The 17,933-nt window shown below is 60.0% G+C and carries 14 protein-coding genes; 10 read left to right on the forward strand and 4 right to left on the reverse strand.

Translation table 11 applies throughout. The annotated features are described in order from the left end of the window. Positions 1-29: 29 nt before the first annotated feature. On the forward strand, positions 30-2,579 hold the full coding sequence (mrcA, locus tag Q9R34_RS08905) for a peptidoglycan glycosyltransferase/peptidoglycan DD-transpeptidase MrcA (protein ID WP_485893156.1): 2,550 nt from the start codon (positions 30-32) through the stop codon (positions 2,577-2,579). Between the two features lie 237 nt (positions 2,580-2,816). On the opposite strand, the gene nudE is transcribed toward mrcA, so the two are convergent. Continuing rightward, positions 2,817-3,383, reverse strand: a complete 567-nt coding sequence (gene nudE / locus Q9R34_RS08910; protein ID WP_434124836.1) for an ADP compounds hydrolase NudE — start codon at positions 3,381-3,383, stop codon at positions 2,817-2,819. 392 nt (positions 3,384-3,775) lie between these two features. Here nudE and Q9R34_RS08915 point away from each other — a divergent pair, with 392 nt between their 5' ends. The 5 genes from Q9R34_RS08915 to pckA all read left to right on the forward strand — a co-directional run bounded on the left by Q9R34_RS08915 (position 3,776) and on the right by pckA (position 9,883). Next, positions 3,776-5,911, forward strand: coding sequence for an intracellular growth attenuator family protein (locus Q9R34_RS08915; protein WP_485893157.1), 2,136 nt, complete (start codon positions 3,776-3,778; stop codon positions 5,909-5,911). Positions 5,912-6,009: 98 nt separating this feature from the next. Continuing rightward, the gene (gene yrfG, locus Q9R34_RS08920; RefSeq protein ID WP_033792598.1) at positions 6,010-6,672 is read left to right on the forward strand and encodes a GMP/IMP nucleotidase; all 663 of its coding nucleotides are present in this window, start codon (positions 6,010-6,012) and stop codon (positions 6,670-6,672) included. Between the two features lie 12 nt (positions 6,673-6,684). Continuing rightward, the gene (hslR, locus tag Q9R34_RS08925) at positions 6,685-7,092 is read left to right on the forward strand and encodes a ribosome-associated heat shock protein Hsp15 (protein ID WP_434124834.1); all 408 of its coding nucleotides are present in this window, start codon (positions 6,685-6,687) and stop codon (positions 7,090-7,092) included. 19 nt (positions 7,093-7,111) lie between these two features. Beyond that, positions 7,112-7,984 carry an Hsp33 family molecular chaperone HslO gene (hslO, locus tag Q9R34_RS08930; RefSeq protein WP_485893158.1) on the forward strand — a complete coding sequence of 291 codons (873 nt, stop codon included), beginning with the start codon at positions 7,112-7,114 and terminating at the stop codon, positions 7,982-7,984. 279 nt (positions 7,985-8,263) lie between these two features. Beyond that, positions 8,264-9,883, forward strand: a complete 1,620-nt coding sequence (pckA, locus tag Q9R34_RS08935; RefSeq protein ID WP_485893159.1) for a phosphoenolpyruvate carboxykinase (ATP) — start codon at positions 8,264-8,266, stop codon at positions 9,881-9,883. 37 nt (positions 9,884-9,920) lie between these two features. On the opposite strand, the gene envZ is transcribed toward pckA, so the two are convergent. Together envZ and ompR are read right to left on the reverse strand one after the other, a co-directional pair. Next, positions 9,921-11,279: a two-component system sensor histidine kinase EnvZ gene (envZ, locus tag Q9R34_RS08940; protein WP_434124832.1), complete on the reverse strand. Its 1,359-nt coding sequence runs from the start codon at positions 11,277-11,279 to the stop codon at positions 9,921-9,923. Next, on the reverse strand, positions 11,276-11,995 hold the full coding sequence (gene ompR, locus Q9R34_RS08945; protein ID WP_001157751.1) for an osmolarity response regulator transcription factor OmpR: 720 nt from the start codon (positions 11,993-11,995) through the stop codon (positions 11,276-11,278). Before ompR ends, envZ begins: the two co-directional genes overlap by 4 nt. A 531-nt stretch (positions 11,996-12,526) precedes the next feature. Here ompR and yjbE point away from each other — a divergent pair. The 4 genes from yjbE (at position 12,527) to Q9R34_RS08965 (ending at position 17,660) form a co-directional block, all read left to right on the forward strand. Then, positions 12,527-12,766 carry an exopolysaccharide production protein YjbE gene (gene yjbE, locus Q9R34_RS08950; protein ID WP_434124831.1) on the forward strand — a complete coding sequence of 80 codons (240 nt, stop codon included), beginning with the start codon at positions 12,527-12,529 and terminating at the stop codon, positions 12,764-12,766. A gap of 154 nt (positions 12,767-12,920) precedes the next feature. Continuing rightward, positions 12,921-13,397, forward strand: coding sequence for a transcription elongation factor GreB (gene greB, locus Q9R34_RS08955; protein WP_048781651.1), 477 nt, complete (start codon positions 12,921-12,923; stop codon positions 13,395-13,397). Between the two features lie 100 nt (positions 13,398-13,497). Further along, the gene (locus Q9R34_RS08960; RefSeq protein WP_485893160.1) at positions 13,498-15,834 is read left to right on the forward strand and encodes a Tex family protein; all 2,337 of its coding nucleotides are present in this window, start codon (positions 13,498-13,500) and stop codon (positions 15,832-15,834) included. Positions 15,835-15,968: 134 nt separating this feature from the next. Next, positions 15,969-17,660, forward strand: coding sequence for an alpha-amylase family glycosyl hydrolase (locus tag Q9R34_RS08965; RefSeq protein WP_485893161.1), 1,692 nt, complete (start codon positions 15,969-15,971; stop codon positions 17,658-17,660). On the opposite strand, the gene Q9R34_RS08970 is transcribed toward Q9R34_RS08965, so the two are convergent. Continuing rightward, complete coding sequence (locus Q9R34_RS08970; protein ID WP_485893162.1) at positions 17,661-17,930, reverse strand: YdgH/BhsA/McbA-like domain containing protein; 270 nt, start codon at positions 17,928-17,930, stop codon at positions 17,661-17,663. It abuts the gene before it with no gap. Positions 17,931-17,933 lie beyond the last annotated feature (3 nt).

Raw genomic sequence — 17,933 nt, forward strand, 5'->3', positions numbered from 1 at the left:
CCCAAACGACAACAGATGGGAAACTCCAGGTGAAGTTCGTAAAGTATTTATTAATCCTTGCAGTGTGTTGCATCTTGCTGGGAGCTGGCTCGATTTATGGTTTGTACAAATATATAGAGCCGCAGCTCCCCGACGTTAACACGCTGAAAGATGTGCGCCTGCAGACGCCCATGCAGGTCTACAGCGCGGATGGTGAACTGATCGCCCAGTACGGCGAGAAGCGTCGTATTCCGCTGACGCTGCAGCAGATGCCACCCGAGCTGATCAAAGCCTTTATCGCTACGGAAGACAGTCGTTTCTATGAGCATCACGGCGTCGATCCGGTGGGCATTTTCCGCGCCGCCAGCATCGCGCTGATGTCCGGCCATGCTTCTCAGGGCGCGAGCACCATTACGCAGCAGCTGGCGCGTAACTTCTTCCTGAGCCCTGAGCGCACGCTGATGCGCAAGATCAAGGAGGCATTTCTCGCCATTCGCATTGAGCAGCTGCTGAATAAAGATGAGATCCTCGAGCTCTACCTGAACAAGATTTATCTCGGCTATCGCGCCTATGGCGTCGGCGCCGCCGCACAGGTTTACTTCGGCAAGCCGGTAGACCAGCTTTCGCTGAGCGAAACGGCGATGATCGCCGGTCTGCCGAAAGCCCCCTCTACCTTTAACCCGCTCTACTCCCACAGCCGCGCGCTGGCGCGTCGCAATGTCGTGCTGTCGCGCATGCTGGATCAGGGCTACATCACCCAGCAGCAGTACGATGAAGCGCGCAGCGCGCCGCTGGAAGCGAGCTATCACGGCCCGGAAATCGCCTTCTCGTCACCCTATCTGAGTGAAATGGTGCGCCAGGAGATGGTGAAGCGCTACGGCGACGGCGCCTACAACGACGGCTACAAGGTCTATACCACCGTGACGCGTCGTCTCCAGCAGGCGGCGCAGGAGGCGGTACGCAACAACGTGCTGGCCTACGATATGCGTCACGGCTACCGCGGGCCGACCAGCGTGCTGTGGAAAGTGGGCGAGCCCGCCTGGAGTCAGGAGCAGATCCTGAAAGCGCTGAAGCCGCTGCCGGTTTACGGGCCTTTGTTGCCTGCCGTTGTTACGCAGGCCAGCAGCGACGAGGCGACCGCGATGCTGAAAGATGGCACCAGCGTCTCGCTGGGCCTCGCTGGCGTACGCTGGGCGCGCGCGTTCAAGTCAGATACCGTACAGGGCCCAACGCCGAGAAGCGTGACGCAGGTAGTACAGACGGGTCAGCAGATTTGGGTGCGTAAAGTCGGTGACGGCTGGTGGCTGGCGCAGGTGCCGGACGTCAACTCCGCACTGGTGTCGCTCGATCCGCAGACCGGCGCGGTGCGCGCGCTGGTCGGCGGCTTCGACTTTAATCAGAGCATGTTCAACCGCGCCACCCAGGCGCTGCGTCAGGTCGGCTCGAACATCAAGCCGTTCCTCTACACCGCGGCGATGGACCGCGGTCTGACGCTGGCCTCGATCCTGAACGACGTGCCGATTTCGCGCTGGGATGCGGGCGCGGGCGCCGACTGGCGACCGAAAAACTCGCCGCCTACCTATGATGGTCCAATTCGTCTGCGTCAGGGATTAGGTCAGTCGAAAAACGTGGTGATGGTGCGCGCCATGCGTGCCATGGGCGTCGATTACGCGGCAGAATATCTGCAGCGCTTCGGCTTCCCGGCGCAGAATATCGTGCATACCGAATCGCTGGCGCTCGGCGCAGCGTCGTTTACGCCGATGCAGGTGGCGCGCGGCTACTCCGTGATGGCGAACGGCGGCTTTTTGGTCGACCCGTACTTCATCAGCAAGATCGAGAACGAGCAAGGCGGCGTTATTTTCGAAGCGAAACCGCGCATCGCCTGCCCACAGTGCAATCTGCCGGTGATTTACGGCGAAACCCGCAAGGCGCTGGCGCTGAACGAGGAGAGCGTAGAAAACGTCGCGACTTCCGATCAGAACCAGAACCAGCCAGCGCCGCAGCCCGCGCTGGAGCAGGTTCCTGCTCAGCCGCAGCCCGATGGACAGGAGTATGCGCCGCATGTGATCAACACGCCGCTGTCGTTCCTGATCAAGAGCGCGCTCAACTCCAATATCTTTGGCGAACCGGGCTGGATGGGCACCGGCTGGCGTGCGTCGCGCGATCTGAAGCGCAACGATATCGGCGGTAAAACCGGCACCACCAACAGTTCGAAGGACGCCTGGTTCTCCGGCTACGGTCCTGGCGTAGTGACCTCGGTGTGGATCGGCTTTGACGACGCGCGCCGCGATTTGGGCCGCAGCACGCTGTCGGGCGCGATTCCAGACCAGATTTCCGGTTATGAAGGCGGCGCGAAAAGCGCGCAGCCGGCATGGGATGACTATATGAAGAGCGCGCTGGACGGGGTGCCGGAGCAGCCGCTGACGCCGCCCGACGGCATCGTCACGGTGACCATCGACCGCAGCACCGGCAAGCTGGCCAACGGCGGCGGCAATACGCGCCAGGAGTACTTTATCAACGGCACGCAGCCGACGGAATACTCGGTGCACGACGTCGGCACTACCATTATGGATAACGGCGAGAGCCACGAGCTGTTTTAAGCCCTGCCGTAAGTACAAAAAAGGCCGACATCGCTGTCGGCCTTTTTATTTTGGAATGTGCTAACGCGGGTGAGATGGCCCGATCGCAAAGACGCAAAAAGCGGCATCCCTGCCAGCTCGTCCCGCGACATCCCTGTCGCGGGACGCTTTGCTCTTCGGTCCATCTCACCCGCTTGCGAGCTTTAGAGCTGTCTGTAAAAGTCAAAGCCCTGCCAGTTTCAGGCAATGTCGTACCCGTTAGTAACGCAGTCGCCCCTGCTGCACCAGCCACTCGCGCACCAGGAAGAGCGCGCTGACGTTGCGCGCCTCGCGGAAATCGGGCTCCTGCAGCAGCGCCAGCAGGTTCTCCAGCGGCCAGCGATGCTCGATAAGCGGCTCCGGCTCGTCGCCCTCCAGCCGTTCAGGATAAAGCCCTTCCGCCACCACGATATTCATCTTGCTGGAGAAGTAGGAAGGCGCCATGGTCAGCTTGCTGAGAAACTCCAGCTTCTCCGCGCCGAAGCCGACCTCTTCTTTTAGTTCACGGTTTGCCGCCTCGAAAACGGTCTCGCCGGGATCGATCAATCCTTTAGGAAAGCCCAGCTCATAGCTCTCCAGCCCAACCGCGTACTCCTGAATCAGCACAACCTCATTATCGATAATCGGAACAATCATCACCGCTTCGCGCTCAGAGGGCTTCATGCGCTCGTAAACGCGGTGCGCGCCGTTGCTAAAAGCGAGATCGACGGATTCAACGGTAAACAGCCGCGAGCGCGCCACGGTTTCCACTTTGAGGATGTCGGGTTTCTTTAACGGGTTCTTCATATCAGCCTCAGACGTTCAACGCCGCGCGGTGCGGTAAAAAATTTAGCTTACCTGACCACAGCCGTTTGTGCGACAGCGAGTTTAGCGCTGGCCGCGGACGCCGCGCCCAGTCAGGCCTTCTCAGATGCGGCTGCGCCAGTTAACGCTTTTGCAATAAGTCAACGCCACGCGGTAAAATTCAGAAAAGACCGATGTTTAATTCAGATTCTGCCGGTTAACATTCGGACAAGGCATGCTGCATTAACTTCTAATTTAATGATTTTGCGCGTTATTTCCTCTGGCATTTAGCTTGTCAGAACAGTTTATTCCCGCCAAAATTGTCTTAAATAACAGTTCTATCTGGGAGCATTAGTCCAAAGTGAAGGCAGGATTTTGGCTGCATTGAACAACGCATGAGCACAATCCTTATTGTACTGGTCATCGTGCTGGTCTGCTCAGGTCTGGCAGGTATCGGCTTTTGGTACGCTATGCGGCATCGTCCGCCATTGGCGAAACCGCTGCCCTTTATTAGCCCGCCCTGCCGCAAACTCACCGACGACGAACGTCGCGCGGTGGAAAAATACGTCGCCTCGCTTGCGAAGCAGTCGCGCCCTGCCGTACCCGGCGAAAAACATCCCTTTTTTGACAATCTGACGCTCACCGCGCAGAGCAACAACGTTTACCCCGTCACGCGCGCTATCACCCGCTACGGCCTGTCGACCGATGATGCCCACAAATGGCGCTACTACCTTGACGAAGTGGAAGTGCATCTGCCGCCACACTGGGAACAGTATATAACCGATGAGAATTACGTTGAGCTGATCCGTACCCAGACGATTCCGCTGGTGATCTCGCTTAACGGCCACTCGCTGGTCAACTATGGCACCGACCAGCCGTCGCTGCCGGCGCTGGTCCATCCCGGCTCGACCAACGCCTCGATACGCAAAGAAGAGAGCGAAAACGTCGAGCTGCTGCAGGTGCGCAAAGAGACGCTGGAAGAGTATCAGCTGACGCGGCCGGACGGCACGCGCGAGGCGGTGACCATCACCTTCGCCTTTCTGCTCTTTTTTATCTGCCTGCTGGTACCCGCCGCGCTGATGGGATGGCTGGCGCTGCTGGGCTGCGCCATGATCGGTGCCAGCGTCTGGTCACTGTTTCACATTCCCGCGCAAAAGCGCATGCGTGACATACACTGCCTGCGCGGCGCGCCCAAGCGCTGGGGCCTGTTCGGCGAGTCGAACCAGGAGCAGAGCAATATCACGCTGGGCATTATCGATCTCGCCTATCCGCCGCACTGGCTACCCTATGTGGCGCACGATCTCGGCCAGACCACCGATGTCGAAATCTACCTCAACCGCCAGGTGGTGCGTCAGGGCCGCTTTTTATCGCTGCAGGACGAAGTACGTAACTTTCCTATCCAGCGCTGGCGCAAAAACGTTGTGCTGTCCTGCGGCTCGCTGTTGGTGATGGCGCTGCTGATTAGCTGGATCCCGCTCAGCATGCCAATCAAGCTGAGCCTGGCCTGGATCAAGGGCACCGAGAGCCTTGAGGTGAACGAGGTAGACAAGCTGGCGGCGCAGCCGCTGCACGTCGGCGATATTTTGAAAGTGAACGGCACCGGCATGTGCGCCGTTCCCGATAACTACCAGAGCAACCGCAGCTACGCCTATATGCCGTTCGACTGTTCGGCCGTCTACTGGAACAACGCCTCGCCGCTGCCCCAGCCGCAGTCCGATATCATCGATAAAGCCTCGGCGCTGCTGGAGGCGACCACGCGCCAGCTGCATCCGGAAACCAATACCGATCCCAAGCTCAACCCGCAGCTCGCCTCGGCGATTCAAAAATCGGGCATGATCCTGCTGGACGATTTTGCCGACCTGGTGCTGAAAACGCTGGATCTCTGTAGCCAGCAGCAGGACTGCGTGCGGCTCAAAAACGCGCTGGTGAATCTCGGCAACGCCAAAGACTGGGATACGCTGGTGCGCCGCGCCGACTCCGGGCAGCTGAACGGCATGAACGTGCTGCTGCGGCCGGTCAGCGCCGAAGCGCTGGAAAACCTGGTCAATACCGCGACCTCCAGCTTCTTCTACCGCGAGACGCGCCGCGCCGCCGAAAACCTCAACAGCCCGCCGCCGGGCGGATTCCTTATCGTTAGCGACGAAGGGCGCCAGCTGGTGAATCAGCCGCAGCCGACGGTCTCGCTGTTCGATCTTGATGCGCCATCGCAATGGCGCGAACTACAGCGCCTCTCCGGCATGCTGCTGCACACGCCATTCAGCGCCAGCGGCATTATCACCGGCCTGTCGGTAGACGCCAACGGTACGCGCCATATCGCGCTGCACAACGAGCCGGATGCGATGGCGATGTGGCGCTACCTCGGCACCACCCTGCTACTGGCGGTGCTGCTGACCTGCGCGCTGGTAAACGCCTTACTTGCACTACGCCGTATCCATCGCAACCGTCAGCGCATGGCGAATATCCAGCAGTACTACGACAAGTGCTTCAACCATAATCTCAGCACCATGCAGAGCGTGCGCTCGATGTTCTGACGCCGCGACGCCGCCCGGCCCGTTCCGCCAGCGCCCTGCCCTCTCCCGCCTCTTTCTGTGCTACCCTGTCGCCCGCTTTTTATCGGAGAACCTGCCTGATGACGCTGAACTGGGCGCAAATCGATACCGTGCTGCTGGATATGGACGGCACGCTGCTGGACCTGGCGTTCGACCGCCATTTTTGGCTGGAGCATGTGCCGCTAACGCTGAGCGAAACGCGCGGCATTACACTGGCGGAGGCAGAGGCGCTGATCGCCGGAAAGTACCAGGCGGTGGCGCATACGCTAAACTGGTATTGTCTGGACTACTGGGCGGCGGAGCTGGCGCTGGATATTCGCGCCATGACCTATGCGAAGCGTAGCCTGGCGGCGATGCGCGAAGATACGGTGCCCTTTTTGCAGGCGCTGCGTCGGGCAGGAAAACGCACCATTCTGCTGACCAACGCCCATCCCTATAACCTGGATATCAAACTGGCGCAGACCGGCCTTGCGCCGCACCTTGATTTATTACTTTCCACCCATACCTTTGGGTATCCGAAAGAGGACCCGCGCTTGTGGCAGGCGGTGGAGCAGCATACCGGATTTGATCGTCCGCGAACGCTGTTTATTGATGACAACGAGACCATTCTCGACGCGGCGAAAAGCTGGGGCATCGGCTGGTGTTTAGGCGTCAGCAACCCCGACTCCGGGCGTCCCGATCAGGTCTTCCAGCGTCACGCGGCGGTCCGCGACTATCGCACCCTGTGCAGCGCGCTGGCGTAAACGGGAGCAGCAATGAAAGAGAAAAGCAGCGAAGGCGTGCGCCTCGACAAATGGCTCTGGGCGGCGCGCTTCTACAAAACGCGCTCGCTGGCGCGCGACATGATTGAAGGCGGCAAAGTGCACTACAACGGCCAGCGCAGCAAGCCGAGCAAGCTGGTCGAGATCGAGGCGGAGCTGACGCTGCGCCAGGGCAACGACGAGCGCACCGTGATCGTCACCGCGCTGAGCGATAAGCGCGGTCCGGCCGAGGTGGCGCAGCAGCTCTACAGCGAAACCGCCGCCAGTATTGAAAAACGGGAAAAGGTGGCGCTGGCGCGTAAAATGAACGCGCTCACCATGCCGCATCCCGATCGCCGCCCCGATAAAAAAGAGCGCCGCGATTTGATGAAATTTAAATTAACGGGCGACGACCAGGCCTAGCCCCAACGAGAGAAAATTTATGTCTGTACAAGATCAACTGCATCGTTACCTGTTTGAGAATGTGGCCGTGCGCGGCGAGCTGGTGAATGTCAGCCACACCTGGCAGGAAATCATCAAAAACCATGACTATCCGGCTCCGGTGCAGATGCTGCTCGGCGAGCTGCTGGTCGCGACCAGCCTGCTGACCGCCACGCTGAAATTCGACGGCGACATCACGGTGCAGCTGCAGGGCGACGGCCCGCTCTCGCTGGCGGTCATCAACGGCAATAACCGTCAGGAGCTGCGCGGCGTCGCGCGCGTGAAGGGCGAGATTCCAGCGGACGCCACCCTGAAAAGCATGGTCGGCACCGGCTATCTGGCGATCACCATTTCGCCAGAGAAAGGCGAGCGCTATCAGGGCGTGGTAGGCCTGGAAGGCGAAACGCTGGCCGCCTGCCTGGAAGACTATTTTATGCGCTCCGAGCAGCTGCCGACCCGCCTGTTTATTCGCACCAATGAAAAAGGCGCCGCGGGCATTCTGCTGCAGGTGCTGCCGGCGCAGGATACCCAGACCGAAGACTTCAACCACCTGGCAACGCTGACCGAAACCGTGAAGAGCGAGGAGCTGATCGACCTGCCGGCGACCGACGTCCTGTGGCGCCTCTATCATCAGGAAGAGGCGACGGTATTTGACCCGCAGCCGGTAAGCTTTAAGTGCACCTGCTCGCGCGAACGCTGCGGCGAAGTGCTGAAAACCCTGCCTCAGCACGAGGTCGACGAGATCATCGAAGAGGATGGCCAGGTCGATATGCACTGCGACTACTGCGGCACGCACTACGTCTACGACGCGGTCGATATTGCGGCGATCCGCAAAGGCGGCGCGGAAGGCGAAAACAGCGACAGCATCCACTGATTTATCTCCGGGCGGCCTCGCCGCCCTTTTCCCTCCCCGCGATATCCCCTTAATTTACAAAGTAAAATAACTCTTTTTCGCTAACTTTAGTTTCAAAAGCGGCACTTTTTACTGCTTAACGCGCTCTGGTTCGCATTTCTGACGGACAACGCTTTTTCCATCGGCTCAGAAGAGTACACTGCGCGCGATCGTGCATCCGCCCAGCAGCACGCAGACGGCTTGCGCGGCACCTATAACTATTCGCCTGTGCAGTACCAAAACGATTTAAGGAGCAGTCACATGCGCGTTACCGGCCTGACCTCGCAAGATCTTGCCGCTTTGGGCATCGAGGGCACCACCGAAGTGGTCCACAACCCCGATTTCGATACGCTGTTTACCGAAGAACTCCGTCCCGAGCTGGAAGGTTATGCGCGCGGCACCCTGACGCAAAGCGGCGCGGTGGCGGTCGATACCGGCATTTTTACCGGTCGCTCGCCCAAGGATAAATATATTGTCCGCGACGACACCACCCGCGACACGCTGTGGTGGAACGATCAAGGAACAGGCAAAAACGACAACCAGCCGCTCTCCCAGGAGACCTGGCAGCAGCTAAAAGCCTGCGTAACCGAGCAGCTTTCCGGCAAGCGCCTGTTTGTGGTCGACGCGTTCTGCGGCGCTAACGCCGATTCACGCCTCAGCGTGCGCTTCGTCACCGAAGTGGCCTGGCAGGCGCATTTCGTCAAAAACATGTTTATTCAGCCGAGCGAAAGCGAGCTGGCCGCCTTTAAGCCTGACTTTGTGGTGCTGAACGGGGCGAAATGCACCAACCCCAACTGGCAGGCGCAGGGGCTGCATTCGGAAAACTTTGTGGCGTTCAACCTGGCCGAAGGGATGCAGCTGATCGGCGGCACCTGGTACGGCGGCGAGATGAAGAAAGGGCTGTTCGCGGTGATGAACTACCTGCTGCCGCTGCGCGGCATCGCCTCGATGCACTGCTCGGCCAACGTTGGCAAAGCGGGCGACGTGGCGGTGTTCTTCGGTCTCTCCGGCACCGGCAAAACCACGCTTTCCACCGATCCGGAACGCCAGCTGATTGGCGACGACGAGCACGGCTGGGACGACGACGGCGTTTTCAACTTCGAAGGTGGCTGCTACGCCAAAACCATCAAACTCTCTGAGCAGGCCGAGCCGGAAATCTACCGCGCTATCCGTCGCAATGCGCTGCTGGAGAACGTCGTGGTGCGTGAAGACGGCAGCGTCGATTATGACGACGACAGCAAGACCGAAAACACCCGCGTCTCCTACCCGATCGATCATATCGACAATATCGTCCGTCCGGTGTCGAAAGCGGGCCACGCGAAGAAAGTGATTTTCCTGACCGCTGACGCCTTCGGCGTGCTGCCGCCGGTGTCGCGCCTGACGCCTGAGCAGACGCAGTATCACTTCCTCTCAGGCTTTACCGCCAAGCTGGCGGGCACCGAACGCGGCGTGACCGCGCCGACCCCGACCTTCTCTGCCTGCTTCGGCGCCGCGTTCCTGACGCTGCACCCGACGCAGTATGCCGAGGTGCTGGTGAAGCGCATGCAGGCCGCGGGCGCGCAGGCGTATCTGGTCAATACCGGCTGGAACGGCAGCGGCAAACGTATTTCGCTGAAGGATACGCGCGCCATTATCAATGCGATTCTGGCGGGTGAACTGGACGACGCCGAAACCGAGACGCTGCCGGTGTTTAACCTGCAGGTGCCGAAGGCGCTGGGGCAGCTCGACGCCGCCACGCTCGATCCGCGCAGCAGCTGGGAAAGCGACGAGAAGTGGCTGGGAGCGGCGCGCGATCTGGCGCAGCGCTTCATCACCAATTTCGAGAAGTATACCGACAACGCGGCGGGCGCCGCGCTGGTTAAAGCTGGTCCTGTACTGTAAGCCTTCGGGCGCGGCGATCGCCGCGCCCGCTTGCTGTTCAGCTCTGCGCCGCGCCGTTACTGCTCGGCGCACTCTGCTCTATAAGCGGCAGCCAGGCGCGAATGCGCAGTCCACCGCGCTCGCTCTCGCCAATCTCCAGCGAGCCCTGATGCGCATCGATAATGCGCTGCACAATCGCCAGCCCAAGGCCGGTGCCGCTGGTGCTGCGCGCGCTGTCGCCGCGTACAAAGGGCTGTAGCAGATGCGTCAGCTGTTCTGGCTTGATGCCCGGACCGTCATCCTCGACCTGAAACCACGCGCGATGCAGTTCGCGCCCGCTGCTCACTTTGATCCAGCCGTTGCCGTAGCGCGCCGCGTTCACCACCAGGTTCGCCACCGCACGCTTGATCGACAGCGGATTGATATCCAGCATCAGCTCTTCCGGCATGACGGCGTTCTCAATCTCGCGCTCGTAGCCGCTTTCGGCCGCCACCACTTCGCCCAGCACGCTATTGAGATCGGCGCGCTCGGTCTGCATCTCCTGGCCGGTGCGCAGATAGTCGATAAACTGCTCAATGATGGCGTTGCACTCTTCGATATCTTTATTGATCGACTCGGCAAGGTAGCCATCCTCTTCGCCCATCATCTCGGTGGCCAGACGAATGCGCGTCAGCGGCGTGCGCAGATCGTGGCTAACGCCCGCCATCAGCAGCGTGCGGTCGTCCGCCAGCTGCTTCACCCCAGCGGCCATCTGGTTAAAGGCGCGCGTCACCGAACGCACCTCCGAGGCGCCATACTCGCGCAGCGGCGGTGGAATGATGCCCTTGCCGACCTGCAGCGCCGCGTGCTCCAGATCCACCAGCGGCCGGTTCTGAATGCGGATAAACAGCCAGGCGCCGCCAATCGCCAGCAGCATAATCGCCAGCGTGTAGCGGAACAGCGGCGAGAAGTCGCCCTGATGAATTTCCGTCAGCGGCACGCGCACCCAGATATCAGGCGACAGCCAGGTTTTCAGCCAGACCACCGGCGAGTTTTTATTCACCTCGACGCGCACGTCGGTCGGCCCGCCAAGCTGCTGGCCCATCTGCTCGCTCAGGAACTCATAGTGCTGCGCCCAGCGCAACCCGCTCTCTTCGGCTGCCGCGTTGGTATAAAGCGAAATCCCCAGCTCGCGGTAGATCTCACGGCGAAACGCGGGCGGCACTTCCAGCTGCGTGCCATCTTCCAGCTGCAGCCGGTCGGTCATCAACATGCGCACTTCATACGCCAGCACCTTGTTGAACTGCTGCAGGCTGGGAAGAATGGCGAAGTTGAGCACCACCAGATAGGTCGTTACCAGACTGACGAACAGCAGGGTCACGATCAACAGCAGGGTGCGGGCAAACGAGCTGCGAGGCGAGAAGCGCAGTCGCCTCATGCTTTAGAACCGTCCGGCACGAATACGTAGCCCAGGCCCCAGACCGTCTGGATATAGCGTGGATGCGCCGGGTCCTCTTCCACCATGCGGCGCAGGCGCGAGATCTGCACGTCGATGGAGCGCTCCATTGCGCTGTATTCGCGTCCGCGCGCCAGGTTCATCAGCTTGTCGCGCGACAGCGGTTCGCGCGGGTGGCTGACCAGCGCCTTCAGCACGGCGAACTCGCCGCTGGTGAGCGGCATCGGCTCATCTTCGCGGAACATCTCGCGCGTGCCGAGGTTCAGCTTGAACTTGCCGAAGGCGATCACCGCCTCTTCCTGCGAAGGGGCGCCCGGCAGCTCGTTGGCCTGACGACGCAGCACGGCGCGAATGCGCGCCAAAAGCTCGCGTGGGTTGAACGGCTTAGGAATATAGTCGTCGGCGCCGATCTCCAGCCCAACGATACGATCGACCTCTTCGCCCTTCGCCGTCACCATAATGATCGGCATCGGATTGCTCTGGCTGCGCAGACGACGGCAAATCGACAGGCCGTCTTCGCCCGGAAGCATCAGATCCAGCACCATCAGGTGAAAGGATTCACGGGTCAGCAGACGATCCATCTGCTCGGCGTTGGCGACGCTGCGCACCTGAAAGCCCTGCTCGGTGAGATAGCGTTCCAGCAGCGCACGCAAACGCATATCGTCATCAACGACCAGAATTTTGTAGTTCTCTTGCATTTTCTACTCCCAAAGGCGCCATTGCCTGAGCCGATATTGTTAAAAAAAGTTGTCTGTCTGTGACAGTCATTAATGGTTTATATTCTAGCCGAAATTGTTACAAAGCATATTAAACAGGAGCTTATCTTTAATTTTATCGCTCTCTTCTGGGCAAAAGCACATTCTTAAGCGGTGTTTGATACCGTTACGGCAAATCTGAAAGTCAGACGTTTTTTCTTGTCACTGGCGGCCGCAAAATGACGGCCAGGATGAATCAAACTTGCAGATCAACCAGTTAACGCACAATTTGACTTTAGCGCCATTCGCCGCCTGACATAGCGGCCACAATTGCAGCCAGCCCAGCTGAGCGACAGCATAAAATATCCTCTTTTGCGCGCCGCGCCGCAGGCTTCTCTCGGATTTGCGCTATTTTTTTCTTCATTCAGGCCATTTAAAAATAAAGCCTCATAAATCAATCAGTAAAGCTACCTTTCCGCTTTATGTGAATTGCACCACACTGCTTTCACTCGCTTCACTACAGGGAAAGCAATAATGAAAAAAACGTTGTTAGTGCTGGGTGCGCTGGCCACCCTCGTTCTGAATCCGGCGTTTGCGGCGACCGCAACTGGCGAAGCTGCTGGCGCGCAGGCGTCGACCACCGCGCAGGGCAACTCTAACGCTATCGGCGTCGGCGCCGTGGCTGCGCTGCTGGGCGTAGCGCTGGCGACCGCTGGCGGCGGCGACAAAGGCACCTCCTCTTCCACCACCACCTCAACCGTGGCGGGAAAATAACGATTTAGGCCATTTTCTCTTTCTGTACCTGCCCCTTTCGCCACCGGGGAACGACACAAAGGGTTTTCACCGTTGAAAACCTGTTCCCCGACTCTTTTTTGCCGCGCCTGCTTTGCTTTACACTGCCTGCTTTTCCGCTTCTGAGTCGCTACGCATGAAAACCCGACTGATCACCCGTGAAGGCTTTGACAAGCTGAAGGCCGAGCTCGACTATCTCTGGCGCGAAGAGCGTCCTGAAGTGACGAAGAAAGTAACCTGGGCCGCCAGCCTCGGCGATCGCAGCGAAAACGCCGACTACCAGTACAACAAAAAACGCCTGCGCGAAATCGATCGCCGCGTACGTTATCTGACAAAAAGCCTCGAGTCGCTGCGCATCGTCGACTATTCGCCGCAGCAGGACGGCAAGGTCTTCTTCGGCGCCTGGGTAGAGGTAGAGAATGACGAGGGCGAGGTCAAACGCTTTCGCATAGTCGGCTACGACGAGATTTTCGGCCGCAAAGACTACATCTCCATCGACTCGCCGATGGCGCGCGCCCTGCTGAAAAAAGAGCCGGGCGACGCCGTGACGGTAGAGACGCCGCTGGGTCCCGCGCTCTGGTACGTCAATGAAATTTCCTATCCTGACGCCTGATTCAGAATATCGCTGAAAGCCGGCTCCATCGCTGGCAATTTCACTTTCCAGTCCGTATAACTGTCCCGTGATTTTTAACCCTGTAAGCAAGACAGAATCGATGATGAAAGATCTCAGCCACATTATTGCCAGTGAGCTGCAGGCGCGTGCGGAGCAAGTTGAAGCCGCCGTGCGTCTGCTGGACGAAGGGAACACCGTGCCGTTTATCGCACGCTATCGTAAAGAGGTGACCGGCGGTCTGGACGACACCCAACTGCGCCAGCTGGAGACGCGTCTCGGCTACCTGCGCGAACTGGAAGATCGCCGCCAGTCGATTCTGAAATCCATTAACGATCAAGGCAAACTCACCGACGAACTCGCCAGCGCCATTAATGCCACGCTGAGCAAAACCGAACTCGAAGACCTCTACCTGCCCTATAAAGTCAAGCGCCGCACCCGCGGCCAGATCGCCATTGAAGCCGGTCTGGAGCCGCTGGCCGATAGCCTGTGGCAGGATGCGTCGCAGGATCCCGAACAGCTGGCTGCGCAGTATGTCGATGCCGATAAAGGCGTCGCCGACGTGCGCGCCGCGCTGGACGGCGCGCGCTATATCCTGATGGAGCGCTTCGCCGAAGACGCCGCGCTGCTGGCGAAGGTGCGCGACTACCTGTGGAAAAACGCGCATCTGGTGTCGCGCGTGGTGGAAGGCAAAGAGCAGGAAGGGGCGAAATTCCGCGACTACTTCGATCACCACGAGGCGCTGCACAGCGTGCCGTCGCACCGTGCGCTGGCGATGCTGCGCGGCCGTAACGAGGGCGTGCTGCAGCTCTCCCTGAATGCCGATCCGCAGTTCGACGAGCCGCCGCGCGAAAGCTACGGCGAAACGCTGATCGCCGAGCATCTCAACCTGCGCCTCAACGGCGCACCGGCCGACGCCTGGCGCAAGGCGGTGGTGAGCTGGACCTGGCGCATCAAGGTGATGGTGCACCTGGAGACGGAGCTGATGGGCACGGTGCGCGAGCGCGCCGAAGACGAAGCGATCAACGTATTCGCCCGCAACCTGCACGATCTGCTGATGGCGGCGCCGGCGGGCATGCGCGCCACCATGGGCCTCGATCCCGGCCTGCGCACCGGCGTGAAGGTTGCGGTGGTGGACGCCACCGGCAAGCTGGTCGCGACCGATACCATCTATCCACATACCGGCCAGGCGGCGAAAGCCGCTACCGTGGTCGCCGCGCTCTGCGCAAAACACCAGGTCGAACTGGTGGCGATCGGCAACGGCACCGCCTCGCGCGAGACCGAACGCTTTTTCCTCGACGTGCAGAAACAGTATCCGCACGTGACAGCACAGAAAGTGATCGTCAGCGAAGCGGGCGCGTCGGTCTATTCCGCCTCGGAGCTGGCGGCGCTGGAGTTTCCGAACCTCGACGTCTCGCTGCGCGGCGCGGTCTCTATCGCACGACGCCTGCAGGATCCGCTGGCGGAGCTGGTGAAAATCGATCCGAAATCGATCGGCGTCGGCCAGTATCAGCACGACGTCAGTCAGAGCCAGCTGGCGAAGAAGCTGGACGCGGTGGTGGAAGACTGCGTAAACGCCGTCGGCGTCGATCTCAATACCGCCTCGGTGCCGCTGCTGACGCGCGTCGCCGGTCTGACGCGCATGATGGCGCAGAATATTGTGAGCTGGCGCGACGAAAACGGCCGCTTCCAGAATCGCCAGCAGCTGCTCAAGGTGAGCCGTCTCGGCCCCAAAGCCTTTGAACAGTGCGCGGGCTTCCTGCGCATTAACCACGGCGACAATCCGCTCGACGCCTCGACGGTACACCCGGAGGCCTACCCGGTGGTGGAGCGCATCCTGGCGGCGACCGAGCAGGCGTTACAGGAGCTCATGGGCAACCCTGCCAGCCTGCGCAACGTTAAGGCGGTCGACTTTACCGATGACCGCTTCGGCCTGCCGACCGTCACCGACATTATCAAAGAGCTGGAAAAACCGGGCCGCGACCCGCGTCCTGAGTTTAAAACCGCGCAGTTCGCCGAAGGGGTTGAAACCCTTAACGATCTGCTGCCGGGCATGGTGCTGGAGGGCGCGGTGACCAACGTCACCAACTTCGGCGCCTTTGTCGATATCGGCGTGCATCAGGATGGTCTGGTGCATATCTCCTCGCTGTCGGACAAGTTTGTCGAGGATCCGCATCAGGTGGTGAAGGCGGGCGATATCGTGAAGGTGAAAGTGCTGGAGGTCGACCTGCCGCGCAAACGTATCGCGCTCACCATGCGTCTGGATGAGCAGCCGGGCGAGGGCAACGCGCGCAGCAGCGCCCGCAGCGCCCGCAGCGCGCCGCGCGACGGTGCACGTCCGGCCAGCGGCGCGAAGCCGCGCGCGCGTCAGAACAGCCAGCCCGCAGGCAACAGCGCGATGGGCGATGCGCTGGCGGCGGCGTTCGGTAAAAAACGCTAAACCCTGCGCGCGCCCGACCGATTCCGGGTCGGGCGCGCGTAGCCTGCTCTGTAAAGTTGAAAATCCCTCTCTTAACGCTACGCTGAAAACACGCCTGCATAAAAAACAACCCGGGACGTGGCACCCAATTCGCGATGGAAACGATCACAGCGCTGCTCGATAAAATCTATGCCGATACCTTTCCTCAGGCGGCGCGTGCGCGTCTGCTGAGCCATATCGCCGCCGCGCGCGACGCGATTAAGCTGCCGCGCAAGGCGCACTGGGATGAACAGGACGTGGTGCTGATCACTTATGCCGATCAGTTTCGCGAAGCGGAGGTGCCGACGCTGCAAAGCTTCTCCCGCTTTTACCAGCAGCATCTGCAGTCCACCTTTCCGCTGGTGCATCTGCTGCCCTTTTTCCCCTACTCATCCGACGACGGCTTTTCCGTCATCGATTACCATCAGGTCAACCCGCTGTGCGGCGACTGGCCGGATGTCGCCAGGCTGCATCAGGAAACGCGCCTGATGTTCGACTTCGTCTGCAACCATATGTCGGCGCACAGCGCCTGGTTCAAGCACTATCTGGCATGCGATCCCGGCTGGGACGACTTCTTTATCAGCATGCCCCCCGCCACCGATCTCAGCGGCGTGACGCGGCCGCGCACCTCGCCGCTGCTGACGCCGTTCGAGATGGCGAACGGCGAAATGCGCTTTATCTGGACCACCTTCAGCGCCGATCAGATCGATCTTAACTTCGGCAACCCCGAGGTGCTGATCCGCATGGTAGAGGTGCTGCTCGACTACCTGCAAAAAGGGGCGGACTATGTGCGCCTCGACGCCGTCGGCTATATGTGGAAAACGCCCGGCACGCGCTGCATCCATCTGGAAAAAACCCATTTGCTGGTGAAGCTGTTCCGCGCCATTGCCGACCTGGTCGCGCCCGGCACGGTGATCATCACGGAAACCAACGTGCCGCATAAAGACAACGTCAGTTATTTCGGCGACGGGCATGACGAAGCGCAGATGGTCTATCAGTTTTCCCTGCCGCCACTGGTGCTGCACGCTATCCATTCCGGTTCCGGACGCGCGCTGCGCCAGTGGGCGGGCGCGCTGGAGCACGGCAACGGCACCACCACCTTCTTTAACTTTCTCGCGTCGCACGACGGCATCGGGCTCAATCCGGCGCGCGGCATTCTCTCCGAGGTGGAGATTATGGCGCTGGTGCGCGATCTGGCGCTGGAAGGCGCGCTGGTCTCCTATAAAAACAATCCCGACGGCACCACCAGCCCCTATGAGATCAACGTTACCTATCTCGACGCCCTCAATCATCAGAACGACGATGACGACACGCGCCTGCGCCGCTTTCTGCTGGCGCACGCAATCCTGCTCGCCTTCCCCGGCGTGCCCGCTATCTATATTCAGAGCATCCTCGGCTCGCGCAACGACTACGAAGGGGTAAAAGCCGCGGGCCACAACCGCGCCATCAACCGCCAGAAATTCGACCTGAAGATGATTGAGGCGGCGCTGGCAGACGGCGACAGCCTGCGCCATGCCATCTATACCCACCTCAGCAGGCTCATCCAGCTGCGCACGCGCCAGCCCGCTTTTCATCCCGATAACCCGATGAGGCTCTACGACAGCGACAACGCGCTACTGGTGATGAGGCGTCACGATGCGCAGCAGGAGGATGGCGGCCTGCTGTGCGTGTTTAATCTGAGCGCAAAAACGGTGGAGATGACGCTGCCGGAAGCGCGCCTTTTTCAGGATGTGATTACGGATAAGAAAATTGATGGCACCCAGCCACTTACGCTGGATGCCTGGCAGTTTGTCTGGCTGCGTAGCTGATTACTTATAAACTTCCGCGGTGGCGCTGAATTTGCCGTGTTCACGGCCCGCGATCACCAGGAAGTATTTGCCTCCTTTTTCATCAGCCTGCTTAGAAAGCTCGCGTTTGGCGTCCATCGGCGAGGTGGTTTCCGCCGTGGTATTCACCGTACCGATCTTCTGGAGATTCATTTTTTTCACTTCTTCTTTGGTCACTTCCTTGGCCGCAACCGCCGAAAACGACACTGGGCCCATTACCATTGAAGCGACAACCCATTTCATCACCTTCATTAC

It is taken from the genome of Enterobacter sp. BRE11 (assembly GCF_031844285.1).
GTDB lineage: Bacteria > Pseudomonadota > Gammaproteobacteria > Enterobacterales > Enterobacteriaceae > Pantoea.

Excerpts from the sequence above, each read along its gene's own strand:
- nudE (WP_434124836.1), bottom strand. The coding sequence starts at position 3,383 with ATGAAGAACCCGTTAAAGAAACCCGACATCCTCAAAGTGGAAACCGTG.
- hslR (WP_434124834.1), top strand. The coding sequence starts at position 6,685 with ATGAAAGAGAAAAGCAGCGAAGGCGTGCGCCTCGACAAATGGCTCTGG.
- envZ (WP_434124832.1), bottom strand. The coding sequence starts at position 11,279 with ATGAGGCGACTGCGCTTCTCGCCTCGCAGCTCGTTTGCCCGCACCCTG.
- hslO (WP_485893158.1), top strand. The coding sequence starts at position 7,112 with ATGTCTGTACAAGATCAACTGCATCGTTACCTGTTTGAGAATGTGGCC.
- yjbE (WP_434124831.1), top strand. The coding sequence starts at position 12,527 with ATGAAAAAAACGTTGTTAGTGCTGGGTGCGCTGGCCACCCTCGTTCTG.
- ompR (WP_001157751.1), bottom strand. The coding sequence starts at position 11,995 with ATGCAAGAGAACTACAAAATTCTGGTCGTTGATGACGATATGCGTTTG.
- Q9R34_RS08970 (WP_485893162.1), bottom strand. The coding sequence starts at position 17,930 with ATGAAGGTGATGAAATGGGTTGTCGCTTCAATGGTAATGGGCCCAGTG.
- greB (WP_048781651.1), top strand. The coding sequence starts at position 12,921 with ATGAAAACCCGACTGATCACCCGTGAAGGCTTTGACAAGCTGAAGGCC.
- yrfG (WP_033792598.1), top strand. The coding sequence starts at position 6,010 with ATGACGCTGAACTGGGCGCAAATCGATACCGTGCTGCTGGATATGGAC.
- Q9R34_RS08965 (WP_485893161.1), top strand. The coding sequence starts at position 15,969 with ATGGAAACGATCACAGCGCTGCTCGATAAAATCTATGCCGATACCTTT.
- Q9R34_RS08960 (WP_485893160.1), top strand. The coding sequence starts at position 13,498 with ATGATGAAAGATCTCAGCCACATTATTGCCAGTGAGCTGCAGGCGCGT.
- Q9R34_RS08915 (WP_485893157.1), top strand. The coding sequence starts at position 3,776 with ATGAGCACAATCCTTATTGTACTGGTCATCGTGCTGGTCTGCTCAGGT.
- pckA (WP_485893159.1), top strand. The coding sequence starts at position 8,264 with ATGCGCGTTACCGGCCTGACCTCGCAAGATCTTGCCGCTTTGGGCATC.